Annotated in this window: 8 protein-coding genes and 1 pseudogene; 7 read left to right on the top strand and 2 right to left on the bottom strand. The window is 69.2% G+C overall.

The genetic code is table 11. From position 1 onward, the window contains the following. Positions 1–1,065 carry a ketopantoate reductase family protein gene (locus BLR02_RS19305; protein WP_176849687.1) on the bottom strand — a complete coding sequence of 355 codons (1,065 nt, stop codon included), beginning with the start codon at positions 1,063–1,065 and terminating at the stop codon, positions 1–3. Between the two features lie 152 nt (positions 1,066–1,217). Between BLR02_RS19305 and BLR02_RS19300 the strand changes: the two genes are divergently transcribed. From BLR02_RS19300 to BLR02_RS19285, 4 genes and pseudogenes are all read left to right on the top strand, one after another. After that, positions 1,218–3,311 carry an acetate--CoA ligase family protein gene (locus BLR02_RS19300; RefSeq protein ID WP_090664299.1) on the top strand — a complete coding sequence of 698 codons (2,094 nt, stop codon included), beginning with the start codon at positions 1,218–1,220 and terminating at the stop codon, positions 3,309–3,311. Positions 3,312–3,313: 2 nt separating this feature from the next. Further along, on the top strand, positions 3,314–4,810 hold the full coding sequence (locus BLR02_RS19295) for an acetyl-CoA acetyltransferase (RefSeq protein WP_090568768.1): 1,497 nt from the start codon (positions 3,314–3,316) through the stop codon (positions 4,808–4,810). Further along, positions 4,782–5,671: pseudogene (locus BLR02_RS31085) on the top strand (SDR family NAD(P)-dependent oxidoreductase). Before BLR02_RS19295 ends, BLR02_RS31085 begins: the two are co-directional and overlap by 29 nt. A gap of 171 nt (positions 5,672–5,842) precedes the next feature. Further along, complete coding sequence (locus BLR02_RS19285) at positions 5,843–7,123, top strand: dicarboxylate/amino acid:cation symporter (RefSeq protein WP_090664298.1); 1,281 nt, start codon at positions 5,843–5,845, stop codon at positions 7,121–7,123. 45 nt (positions 7,124–7,168) lie between these two features. Here BLR02_RS19285 and BLR02_RS19280 read toward each other — a convergent pair whose 3' ends face one another. Beyond that, positions 7,169–8,011 carry a family 16 glycosylhydrolase gene (locus tag BLR02_RS19280; protein ID WP_176849686.1) on the bottom strand — a complete coding sequence of 281 codons (843 nt, stop codon included), beginning with the start codon at positions 8,009–8,011 and terminating at the stop codon, positions 7,169–7,171. A 635-nt stretch (positions 8,012–8,646) separates the two neighbouring features. On the opposite strand from BLR02_RS19280, the gene BLR02_RS19275 reads away from it, so the two are divergent. Genes BLR02_RS19275 through BLR02_RS19265 form a run of 3 tightly spaced genes read left to right on the top strand, consistent with a single transcriptional unit; the run spans position 8,647 to position 12,341 of the window. Beyond that, on the top strand, positions 8,647–9,129 hold the full coding sequence (locus BLR02_RS19275; RefSeq protein WP_218127541.1) for a (2Fe-2S)-binding protein: 483 nt from the start codon (positions 8,647–8,649) through the stop codon (positions 9,127–9,129). Positions 9,130–9,132: 3 nt separating this feature from the next. After that, positions 9,133–10,119: an FAD binding domain-containing protein gene (locus tag BLR02_RS19270; RefSeq protein ID WP_090664297.1), complete on the top strand. Its 987-nt coding sequence runs from the start codon at positions 9,133–9,135 to the stop codon at positions 10,117–10,119. Then, a complete protein-coding gene (locus BLR02_RS19265; protein WP_090664296.1) occupies positions 10,116–12,341 on the top strand; it encodes a xanthine dehydrogenase family protein molybdopterin-binding subunit in 2,226 nt (741 codons plus the stop codon). The genes BLR02_RS19270 and BLR02_RS19265 overlap by 4 nt, the downstream gene beginning before the upstream one ends. Positions 12,342–12,353 lie beyond the last annotated feature (12 nt).

Genomic DNA, 12,353 nt, shown 5'->3' with positions numbered 1-12,353 from the left:
TCAGTTCAGGCCGAGGCTGGTGATGTGCTTGGGGTCGGGCGACAGCTCGCCGCGCTCGACGCGCTTCACGATGTCGGTCAGGGCGGCGTTGGCGGGGGTGGAGAGGCCGACCTCCTTCGCCTTGTCGACGATGAAGCCGTTGATGAACTCGATCTCGGTGCGGCGACCCTTCACCATGTCCTGCCCCATGGACGGGCGGTGCGCGCCGCCGCCGGGCTTGCGGGCCTCGGCCAGGCGATGCTCGTCATAGGCGCCGCGGGCCACCGGGTCGCCCTCGCCGGCGCGGGCGATCACTTCCGGGTCGATATGGTGGATCTCCTCCAGGCTGTAGCCGAGCGCCTGGCCGACGCGGATCGCCTCGGAGCCGAGCCGGGCGGTGAACTGCCGCAGCGTGTCGTCCAGCAGGATGTCGCGCGAGAGGAGGCCGGTGCAGGCGGAGAGCCCATTCGCCATCACATTGGTGACGAGCTTCGACCAGCGCTCGCCCCAGAGGTTGCTCGTGACCTGCGTGCTGTCGGCGAGTGCGGTGAGGCGGCCGATCTCCTGCGCGCGCTCCGTGATGCGGCCATGCACCTCGCCGACGCGGAAGACGGTGTGCGAGGCGCCGGACTTGCCGGCGGCGCGCCGCACATGTCCCGGCTCGCAGAGATCGACGGTGATGGAGGAGGCGATGGCGCCGAGCGTCCGCCCCCAGCCGACGATGCCGGCGATGGTCTCCTCGTTCATGCAATTCTGCAGCGAGACGCAGAAGCCGCCCGGCGCGAGGTACTGCCGCACCATCAGCGTGGCCCAGGCAGTGTCGTAGGATTTCACGCAGATGAAGGCGATGTCGAAGGGCCGTTCCTTCGAGACGTGCTGCAATTCGGTCAGATGGATGGCACGGACGGGGACGGTGAATTCCGGCACGTCCCGCAGATGGCTGATGCGGAGGCCGCTTCTCCGCATCGTCTCCACATTCTCCGGCCACATGTCGACGAAGGTCACGTCCTCGCCGGCCTGCGCCATATACGCCCCGGCATAGCCGCCGACCGCGCCGGCGCCGATGATGGCGATGCGGTTGCCCATTCGGTTGTCTCCTGCCCCTGAGACGGAAGTATTGCGCCCTATCGGCCCATGGGCAAACCCGCGGCCGGCGGTGAGGTGGGAGGCCGGGGATTCGACAAAGCGTGGCGGCTGCGCTTCCCTGGCCAGCAAGGAAGAACGGGGGAAGCAAGCGCGTGGCCGCATCGCTGGAAAGCCTGTTCCGTGCCCGGTCCGTGGCGCTGGTCGGGGCGACCGACCGTTCCATTTGGTCGAGCGCGGCCCATGCCAATTTCGCCCGCATCGGCTTCGAGGGCCGGGTGCATGTGGTGAACCGCAAGGGCGGCATGGTGCATGGCCTGGCCGCCGCGACGAGTTGCGCCGCCATCGGCGAACCGGTGGATGCCGCGCTGGTCATGGTGCCGGAGGCCGCCATCCCGGAGGCCTTCGCCGACCTGCGCGCCGCCGGCATCCGCAACGCCGTCATGCTCACCTCGGGCTTCGCCGAAATCGGCGCCGAAGGGGCGGCCCGGCAGGCAGCGCTGCTGGCCGAGGCGCGGGCGCAGGGCGTGACCCTGCTCGGCCCCAACTGCCTCGGCTTCATCAACTATGCCGACCGCGTGCCGATCTGGACCACCCAGCCGCCGCTGCCCGTCCTGCCGGGTGGCGCCATCGGCGTGGTGTCGCAGAGCGGCGCGACGGCAGGTTTCATCGCCGCCTTCGCGCATCGCCAGGGGATGGGGCTGAGCTACCAGATCTCCACCGGCAACGAGGCCGATGTGAACGTCGCCCAGGTGGTGGATTTCCTGGTGGACGACCCGGCCACGCGTGTCATCGGCCTGTTCCTCGAGACGGTGCACGAGGCGGGGACCCTGGCCGCCGCGGCGCGGCGGGCATTGGCCGCGGGCAAGCCGATCGTCGCCATCAAGATCGGCGCCAGCGAGACGGCGGCGCGGGCGGCTGCGGCGCATACCGGCTCGCTGGTCGGCGACGACCGCGTCTTCGAGGCGGCCTGCCGCCAGCTCGGCATGATCCGCGTACCCTCGATCGAGGCGCTGGTCTTCACCGCCGGGCTGCTCGCGCAAGGCGGGCCGATCCGCAAGCGCGGCGTTGGGCTGGTCTCGATCTCGGGCGGCGTCTGCGAGATGGCGGCGGACCGGGCGGAGGAAGCGGGCGTGCCCGTCCCCGCCCTGGCGCCGGAGACGGTGGCGGCACTGCGCGCGGTGCTGCCGCCCTTCGGCACGCCGAACAACCCGCTGGACGTGACGGGCGGGGCGATGCTCGACCCCGCGCTGTTCGAGCGCAGCCTGGCACCGCTCGGCACCGACCCCTCGCTCGGCCTGCTCGCCTGTTTCATGGACGTGCCGGATACGGCGGAGGAGGTGGCGAGCTATCGCGGTACCATCATCCGCGCGATCGGTGCCGGCTTCTGCGCCGCGGGCCTGCCGGCGGTGTTGCTCAGCGTGCTGCCGCGGCCGGTGACGGAAGCCGGGCGGGCGCTGCTGGCCGAGACGGGCATCACCTATTTCGGCAGCGGCGTGCCGGAGGGGCTGGCCGCCATTGGCCGGGCCCTCGCCTGGTCCGCCCGGCAGGAGGCTGGCCTGGCGCAGGCCGCCATGCCGCCTGCCGCCGATGCGCGGCCGCGGACGGAGCATGCAACGCTGGCCTATCTCGCCACCCAGGGCGTGCCCGCCATTCCGCAGCACCTCGCCGCCGATGCCGCAGCGGCCGTTGCGGCGGCGCGGCGCATCGGCGGCCCTGTGGCGATCAAACTCGCCTCGCCGGACATCGCCCACAAGAGCGATATCGGCGGCGTGCTGCTGAACCTCGAGGGGGATGCGGCGGTGGCCGATGGCTTCGCCCGCATCATGGCCAGCCTCCGGGCGGCGCGGCCGGAGGCGCGGGTCGAGGGCGTCGTCGTGGCGCCGATGCGGGCCGGCGGGGTGGAGCTGTTCGTCGGCATGCTGCGGGACCCGCTCTGGGGGCCGGCCATCGCTGTCGGGCTTGGTGGCGTCTGGGTCGAGGCGCTGCGGGATACCAGCCTGCGCCTGTTGCCGGTGACGCCGGGCGAGGTGTTGGAGATGCTGGCGGAACTGCGCGGCGCCCGCCTGCTCGATGGCTATCGCGGCAGCCCCGGCATCGACCGGCCCCTGGCAGCGGAGGCGGTCGCCCGGATCGGCGATGCCGCGCTGGCGCTCGGCCCAGGCCTCGCGGCGCTGGAAGTGAACCCGCTGCTGGCCGGGCCGGACGGATGCGAGGCGCTGGATGCGCTGGCGGTTTGGGAGGAGTGAGCATGGACGACGCACGCATCCCGGTTCTCATCGGGGCCGGCGAGGTGGTGGACCGCCCGGCGGAGCCGCGCCTGGCGCTGGAGCCGGCGGCGCTGATGGCCGAGGCGCTGCGCCGGGCCGCAACCGATGCCGGCGCGCCCGACCTGCTCGCTGCGCTCGACAGCCTCGACATCGTCAACAGCGTCTCCTGGCCCTATGCGGACCTGCCCGCGGCGCTGGCGGCGCGGCTGGGCCAGGCACCGCGTCGGCTGGTCTATGGGCCGGTCGGCGGCGAGAGCCCGGTCCGCTTCCTGCACGAGGCGGCGCTGCGCATCGCCCGCGGCGAGAGCGAGGTCTCGGCCGTGGTCGGCGGCGAGGCGACGCATGCCGTCGCGCAGGCCCGGAAGGCCGGGATCGCGCTGCCCTGGACCGAGCCCGACCCGAACTGGCGCCGCACCCGCGGGCGGGACTACCTGCATCCGCTCGCGGTGCGGCTTGGCGTCGCGGACCCGGTCACCGTCTATCCTTTCTACGAGAATGCGGTGGAGGCCCATCTCGGCCAGAGCCCGGCCGAGGGGCAGGCGGAATCGGCCGCCCTCTGGTCGGCCTTCTCCGGCGTCGCCGCGCGCAACCCGGCGGCCTGGCTGAAGCGCGAGTACAGCCCGGCCGAGATCGGCACGCCGAGCGCCTCCAACCGGCCGATCGCCTATCCCTATACCAAGCTGCAGGTCGCCAACCCGATGGTGAACCAGGGTGGCGCCCTGCTGCTGACCAGCCTGGCGCGGGCCCGCGCGGCGGGCGTGCCGGAGGAGCGCATGGTCTTCCTCTGGGGCGGCGCCGCGGCAGTGGAGCCGCGCGACTACCTGAACCGCGACCACTACCACGAGGCACATGCGCAGAACGCGGTGCTGGACGGCTGCGCACGGATTGCCGAGGCGGAAGGCGCCGGCTTCTCCATCTGCGAGCTCTATTCCTGCTTCCCCTGCGTTCCGAAGATGGCGGCGCGGCGGCTTGGCCTGCCATCCGGCATGGCGCCGACGACGACGGGCGGCCTCACCTTCTTCGGCGCGCCGCTGAACAACTACATGACCCATGCGGCGGCGGCGATGCTGCGGGCGCTGCGGGCCCGGCCCGGCGAGGCGGCGCTGCTCTACGGCCAGGGCGAGTTCGTCACTAAGCATCATGCGGTGGTGCTGGCGCGGCGGCCGGCGCGGGCTGCGCTGGCGGAGTCCTACAGCGTGCAGGCGGAAGCCGATTCCCGGCGCGGCGCGGTGCCCGCCTTCACCGAGGCGGCGGAAGGGCCGGCGACGGTCGAGACCTTCACCGTGCTCTATGACCGCGAGGGCGCGCCGGAACATGGCGTGACGATCCTCCGCCTCGCCGATGGCCGCCGTGGCCTGGCGCGCGTGCCCACCGCCGAGGCGATCGCGCTGCTGACGCGGCCTGACCAGACGCCGATCGGCAGGCCGGGCCTCGCCACGCTGGCGGCCGATGGCGTGCCGGAATGGCGCCCGGCCTGAACCCCCGTTTCACCCAGGAGGATGGAGAGAGAGCATGTCCCGCAAGCTTGAAGGCAAGGTTGCCCTCGTCACCGGTTCCGGCCGCGGCATCGGCCGCCAGATCGCGCTGAAGCTCGCCAGCGAAGGCGCGAGCCTCGTCGTCAACGACCTGGATGACGGGCCAGGCGCGGAGACGGTTGCCGAGATCGAGGCCATCGGCGGCAAGGCCATTGCCTGCAACGGCGACGTGACGAAGGACGGCTTCGCGGAGCGCTTCGTGCAGGCCGGCATCGACACCTATGGCGGGCTCGACATCATCGTCAACAATGCCGGCTATACCTGGGACAATGTCATCCAGAAGATGTCGGACGAGCAGTGGATGGCGATCCTCAACGTCCATCTGACGGCGCCCTTCCGCATCATGCGCGCTGCCTCCCGCTTCATCCGCGAGACCGCGCGGAAGGAGGCCTCGGAGGGGCGGGAAGTGTTCCGCAAGGTGGTGAACATCAGCTCCACCTCGGGCGTCTATGGCAATGCGGGGCAGGCGAACTACTCGGCGGCGAAGGCCGGCATCGTTGGCCTGACCAGGCGATGGCGAAGGAGTGGGGGCGCTACAAGGTCAACGTGAACGCCGTTGCCTTCGGCCTCATCATGACGCGGCTGACCGAGGCGCCCGCGCATGGCGGCGCCACCATCGACATCGCCGGGCGTGAGATCGCGGTCGGGGTGCGGCCCGAGGTGCTGAAGAATGCCGAGACGATGATCCCGCTCGGACGCGGCGGCCGGCCGGAGGAGGCCGCCGGCTCCGTCTATCTGCTCTGCATCCCGGAATCCGACTACATCAGCGGCCAGGTGATCCAGGTGACGGGCGGCCGTCCCTGATCCGCGTCCCGTCCGGGCCCGGCAGGGCGGACCCGGGCAGGACACCGAGCGGGCGCCTGCCGGCGCAGGGGCGACACGCAGGGGTTGCAGCTTTCCCGTAGGCAGGTTGCAACCCCATCCCGCTTCACGCTTTGCGCATGCCTATCCTGCTTCCGAATGGAAGGGCGGCGCATGCGGGCAAACAGGCTCACGACCTTCATCCTCGTCGCCATGGTGCTCGGCATCGCCGTCGGGCATTTGTGCCATGTGCTATGGCCGGATCCGGAAACGGCCAAGGCGATCTCCGGCTACATATCCATCGTCACCGACATTTTCCTGCGGCTGATCAAGATGATCATCGCGCCGCTCGTCTTTTCCACCCTCGTCGTCGGCGTGGCGCATATGGGGGATACCAAGGCGGTGGGCCGAATCGGTGCCAAGGCGATGACCTGGTTCATCGGCGCCTCGGTGGTCTCGCTGCTGCTTGGCATGGTGCTGGTGAACCTGCTGCAGCCGGGCGCCAACCTGAACCTGCCGCTGCCGGATGCGGCGGCCTCCTCGGGCGTTGCGACATCGTCCCTGTCGCTCAAGGATTTCGTCGCGCATCTGGTGCCGCGCTCGGTCTTCGAGGCGATGGCGCAGAACGAGATCCTGCAGATCGTCGTCTTCTCGCTGTTTTTCGGCGTGGCCTGCGCGGCACTCGGTGAACGGGCGCGGACGGTCGTCGCCTGGACCGAGGAGCTGTCGCATGTGATCCTGAAGATCACCGGCTATATCATGGGCCTCGCGCCGCTGGCCGTCTTCGCCTCCATGGCCGCGATCATCACGACCCAGGGCCTCGGCATCCTCGTCACCTACGGCAAGTTCGTCGCCGAATTCTATCTCGGCCTCGCCATCCTCTGGTGCCTGCTGGCCGCGGTCGGCTTTGTCTTCTTCGGCCGGCGCGTCTTCGAGCTGATCAGCCTGGTGCGGGAGCCATTCCTCCTGGCCTTCAGCACCGCGAGCAGCGAGGCGGCCTACCCGAAGATGATGGAGCAGCTCGTCCGCTTTCCAGTTAGCAGGCGGATCGTCAGCTTCGTGCTGCCGATGGGCTATTCCTTCAACCTCGACGGCTCGATGATGTATTGCACCTTCGCGACCATCTTCATCGCGCAGGCCTACAACATCGAGCTGTCGCTGGGGCAGCAGGCGACGATGCTGCTGCTGCTGATGCTGACCAGCAAGGGGATGGCGGGCGTGCCCCGCGCCTCGCTGGTCGTCATCGCGGCGACGCTGGCGACCTTCAACATCCCCGAGGCGGGGCTGCTGCTGATCATCGGCATCGACCAGTTCCTCGACATGGGGCGGTCCGCCACCAACGTCATCGGCAACTCCCTTGCCACAGCGGTCGTCGGCAAGTGGGAAGGCGAGCAACCGGTCGTGCCGGAAACCGAGGGCGATTTCGAGCCGGAAGCCCGGTCGCAGACGGCCTGATCGAAGATTCGGGCGGGAACTTCCTTGTTCCCGCCCGTTATAGTCTCAGATGAACCAGTGGCCCGTGGCTTCGAAATTGGCCGTCGCCTGTGCAGCGAGCGCGTGCCAATCGACGGGCCCATCATGCGACGGGGCCGAGGGTGCAGGAGCCGGAGCGGCGGAGGTGGAGGGCAACTCCCACTTGCCGGTCGCCTGATAGTTGGCTGTCACTTGGGCTGCGATGCTGTGCCAGTCAACGGCGCCACCGGAGGAGGAGCCACCGCCCGAGGACGAGCCGCTGCCGGTCGAGGGTGCCGGGGCCGGAGCCGCTTCCGGGGTCGGGTCAGGCGTCGGAGCCGGAGTGGAGCTGCCGAGCGGCTTGAAATCGATATGCGAGACGGTGATCGAGGTGTCCGGGTTGTTGTTCAGGACGCCGATCGTGTTGTTCATCCCGCCATGCGCGTAATCGACCGGCACGTGGCTGGTGATGCTGCCCATGTCCTTGCCGTCGACCTTGAAGGTCATCTTCCCCGGCTCCCAGACCAGCTGGTACTGGTGGAACACGCCGCCCTTCACGCCTTCGAACATCTCGGTCTTGAAGGCATCCTTGCCACCGTTGTTCCAGTGGACGGTGCCGTATTGCTGGCCGGAGCCATCATGGGCGTTCTCGACCATGTCGATTTCCTGGCCGGGCCACTTGTTGTCGCCGGGCCAGAGCACGATCGCCGGACCGGGCTCATTGCCCTCGATCTTGGCGGTCACCGTGTAGGTGCCATAGCCATGGCCGGCCGACTTGCCGGTAGCCCACTCCATCATGGAGGAGGAGCCGCTGAGCTTCACTTCACCATTCTTCGGCGCGGCGATGTTCCAAACATTGCCAAGGGCGCCGAAGCCTGAGTCGAAGCTCACGCTGACAGGGTTGTTAGCCATTAGAGTTGGTCCCCAATATCCGTTGCCGATTCCGCATGACAAGCCCTGCCGCACAGGATGCGCGGCTCCGGTGTCTATGCAGCGTCTGGGCTGAAGCAGCCCCCCCAAGCGCCGGGCGGCGCCCGTTCAGCGGCCGGGCTTGTTGCCCCGGCCTTCACCCGGACCCCGGCGGGTCAATCCGCCGAATTCCGAACGAATGTGGTCAATTAAGATACGATTCAACATCAGGCAGCGCTCACGCCCCGACGGCCAATATTGCCGTGGTGCTCGTCAACGGTTCCGGCCACGCCACGGATGGCATTGCTCGGGATCCGCTGTTCGTGCAGGCGTGAAACGCGCGTTCAACCAAGAAACTGTTCCCTTGTGGTTGAAGTCTATGGCCGCTCGCGCCAGTCAGTACGGCGTGAGCGCGCCTTCGGTACGCAGTTAATTGTATACGTTCAAGGGTTGTTTTTCGATTCCGGTCCTGATGCAAAACGTCATGCTGCGTAACATGGCGTGATATCGCAGGCTGTTCCTGGGGGCCGGCGAACGGGCCCCACCTCCTCGCGTTGTCCGGCGCAACGCCGATGCCCTGGCCTGCACGGAGCCAGGGGTTGCCGCAGGAGCCCCCCATGCCCGAACCGGCCCACAGCTTCATGCTCACCATCCACGTCAACGGCGTGGAGCGCCAGGTGCAGGTCGATGCCCGCACGACCCTGCTCGATGCGCTGCGCGACCGCCTCCATCTTACCGGCACGAAGAAGGGGTGCGCGCTTGGCCAGTGCGGCGCCTGCACCGTCCTGCTGGAGGACAGGCGTGTCGTTTCCTGCCTAATGCTGGCGGTGATGGCTGAGGGAAAGCAGGTCACGACGATCGAGGGGCTGGCGCGCGGGGAGGAGCTGCACCCCGTGCAGGCCGCCTTCGTCGAGCATGACGCCTTCCAGTGCGGCTACTGCACGCCGGGGCAGATCATGTCGGCGGTCGGCGCCATCAAGGAGGGCCGCGCCCGGTCGGATGACGAGATCCGCGAGCAGATGAGCGGCAATCTCTGTCGCTGCGGCGCCTATACCAACATCGTCGCCGCGGTGCGCGACGCCGCGGCGCAGGGAGGCTGACCGATGCAGCCCTTCTCATACGCCCCCGTGGCCGACGCCGCTGCCGCTGCGCTTCGCGCCCGCGCCGGAGCCAGCTTCATCGCCGGTGGCACCGACATGCTGCAGCTCCTGCAGGAGAATGTGCTGCAGCCGGACGAGCTGGCCGATCTTAACGGCCTCCCACTCGCCGGCATTACCGAGGAGGCCGATGGCGCGCTCCGCATCGGCGCGCTGACGAAGCTGCAGGAAGCGGCGGACCACCCGCTACTGCGCGAGCGCCATCCCGTGGTGGCGGAAGCGCTGGACGCCACGGCCTCGCCCATGGTGCGGCACATGGCGACGGTGGGCGGCAACCTTCTGCAGCGCACCCGCTGCCTTTATTTCCGGGATGTCTCGACCCCCTGCAACAAGCGCCAGCCTGGCAGCGGCTGCTCCGCCCTCGAGGGCGAGAACCGGCACAACGCCATCCTCGGCGGCAGCGAGCATTGCATCGCCGTGCAGCCTTCCGATCTGCCGGTGGCACTGGTCGCCGTCGATGCCGAGGTGTTGGCACGCAATACGGACGGGGCCGAGCGATGGATCCCCGTGGGAGGTTTCCACCGCCTGCCCGGCGATACGCCGGAGATCGAGACGGCGCTGAAGCCCGGCGACCTCATCCTCGCCATCCGCATTCCGGCCCATGCGGCGCGGTGGCGCTCGCATTATGTGAAGGTGCGGGACCGGGCGAGCTTCGCCTGGGCACTCTGCTCCGCCGCCGTGGCGCTGCGGCTGGACGAGCAGGGCAGGGTGGCCGAGGTGCGGATCGCGGCCGGCGGCGTCGCCACCAAGCCCTGGCGCCTGCCCCGGGTGGAGCAGGAACTGCTGGGCCACAGGCTCGACCGCGACCGGGTGCGGCTCTCCGCCGTCTGGGCCTCGGAGGGGGCCGTGACGCGGACGGGCAATGCCTACAAGGCGCCGATGCTGCAGCACACGGTGGAACGCGCCCTCATCGAACTCGGAGGCCTGGCATGAACGCGATCATCGGCCAGCCGGTCAACCGGGTGGATGGCCCGGCCAAGGTCACCGGCCATGCGACCTATGCGGCGGAATTCGACCTGCCCGGCCTTGCCTATGCGGTCATGGTGCTGGCGACCATCCCGCGCGGCCATATCCGCAGCATCGACCGCATGGCGGCGGAACAGGCCCCGGGCGTGCTCGCGGTGATGACCCATGAGGATGCGCCGCGGCTGGCCTACAAGCCTATTGCACAGCGGCCGCAGGTGGATGCGCAATCGGGCGAACAGCTGCATGTGCTGCAGGATCCGGAGGTGCGCTTCAACGGCGAGCCCGTCGCCGTCGTCATCGCCGAGACCCTGGAACAGGCGGTGCATGCCGCTGACCTCGTCCAGGTGGAGTATGCCCGTAGCCCGGCCTTGACCATCTTCGACGCGACCAAGGGCCGTCCGCCGAGCGAAGGCAATGTGAAGGCCGGCCGGGTGCCGGAACTTGGCCGCGGCGAGGTGGAGGCGGCCATGGCCGCGGCACCGGTGCGGATCTCGGCCCGCTACGTCCATCCACGCGAGCACCACAACGCGATCGAGCCGCATGTGACCATCGCCCATTGGGAGGGCGAGAACCTCACCCTCTATGACAAGACCCAGTGGGTGGATAACGACCGCAAGGAGATCGCCCATGTCTTCGGCATGGAGGAGGAGCGCATCCGCGTCATCTCCCCCTTCGTCGGTGGCGCCTTCGGCTCGGCGCTCCGCACCTGGCCGCATGTGACGCTGGCGGCGATGGCCGCGAAGCGCGTCGGCCGGCCGGTGCGGCTCGAGCTGACGCGGCGGCAACTGTATATGTCGGTCGGCTTCCGGCCGCATTCGGAGCAGCATCTGACGCTCGGCGCCACGCCGGAGGGCAAGCTGGTTGCGCTGGAGCACGAGGTGGTCCAGCAGGTCGGCCGCTACGAGGAATATGCCGAGACGGCGCTTTCGCCGACCAGCCACCTGTATCAGTGCGACAACCTGTGGGCGCGCTACCGGCTGGTCGAGATGGATACCAACTCGCCTTGTCCGATGCGGGCGCCCGGCGTGGTCACTGGCGTACTCGGCCTCGAGATGGCGATGGACGAGCTGGCCACCGAGCTGGGCCTCGACCCGCTGGAGCTGCGGCTGCGCAACTACGCCGAGCAGGACCAGCAGAAGGGGTTGCCCTGGTCGAGCAAGGAGCTGCGCGCCTGTTATGCAGCGGCCGCCGAGCGCTTCGGCTGGTCCAGGCGAAAGCCCGAGCCGCGCTCGATGCGCGAGGGCGGGATGCTGGTCGGCTATGGCATGGCGACGGCGATCTACCATTCGGACCGCAGCGCCGGCTCCGCCTCCGTCGCGCTGACCGGCAACGGCATGGCGGTGGTGCGCAGCGCCGCCTCCGATATGGGGCCAGGCACCTATACCTCGATGACCCAGGTGGCCGCCGAGACGCTCGGCCTGCCGGTGAGCCATGTGCGCTTCGAGCTGGGTGACACCAACCTGCCTTTCGCCCCGGTGCATGGCGGCTCCATCACCATGGCAAGCATGGGCAATGCCATCGTGGCCGCCTGCCAGGCGGTACAGAAGAAGCTCGCCGGCCTGGCGCGGGCGGCGCAGAACGGACCTTTCGCCGGCTTGCCGGAGGAGGCCATCGCCGCGCGCGAGGGCGGGCTCGGGCGCGCCGATGGCAGCGGCCCCGTGGTGCCCTATGCCGAGTTGCTGCGGCAGCACAATCTCGGCTGGGTCGAGGCCGAGGGCAGCGCCCAGCCGGGGGAGGAGACGCAGAAATACTCCTCCGCCGCCTTCGGAGCCATCTTCGTCGAGGTTCGGGTGGATGAGGCGCTCGGTACGGTGCGGGTGCCGCGCATGGTCGGCGCCTATGATGTGGGCCGCGTCATCAACCCCAAGACGGCGCGCAGCCAGTGCATCGGCGGCATGGTCGGCGGGCTCGGCATGGCACTGGAGGAGCAGGCGGAATGGGATATCCGCTTCGGCAAGGTGATGAATGCCAACCTCGCCGAGTATCTGGTGCCAGTGAATGCCGATGTGCCGTCCCTGGAGGCGATCTTCGTTCCCAATGACGACCGCAATTTCAACCCGCTCGGGGTGAAGGGGCTGGCGGAGGTGGCGATCTGTGGCGTGGCGCCGGCCATTGCTAATGCCGTCTACCACGCGACCGGCCGGCGCATTCGCAGATTGCCGATCACGCCGGAGCGCCTGCTGAGCTGAGGCTTGGCCCTT

The organism is Belnapia rosea (genome assembly GCF_900101615.1).
GTDB lineage: Bacteria > Pseudomonadota > Alphaproteobacteria > Acetobacterales > Acetobacteraceae > Belnapia > Belnapia rosea.
Note: the sequence above shows the minus strand (reverse complement) of the source record. Positions and strands in the feature narration are given on the sequence as shown.

Bases quoted from the DNA above. Each gene is read 5' to 3' on its own strand.
- BLR02_RS19305 (WP_176849687.1), bottom strand. From the start codon at position 1,065: ATGGGCAACCGCATCGCCATCATCGGCGCCGGCGCGGTCGGCGGCTAT.
- BLR02_RS19265 (WP_090664296.1), top strand. From the start codon at position 10,116: ATGAACGCGATCATCGGCCAGCCGGTCAACCGGGTGGATGGCCCGGCC.
- BLR02_RS19270 (WP_090664297.1), top strand. From the start codon at position 9,133: ATGCAGCCCTTCTCATACGCCCCCGTGGCCGACGCCGCTGCCGCTGCG.
- BLR02_RS19285 (WP_090664298.1), top strand. From the start codon at position 5,843: ATGCGGGCAAACAGGCTCACGACCTTCATCCTCGTCGCCATGGTGCTC.
- BLR02_RS19275 (WP_218127541.1), top strand. From the start codon at position 8,647: ATGCCCGAACCGGCCCACAGCTTCATGCTCACCATCCACGTCAACGGC.
- BLR02_RS19295 (WP_090568768.1), top strand. From the start codon at position 3,314: ATGGACGACGCACGCATCCCGGTTCTCATCGGGGCCGGCGAGGTGGTG.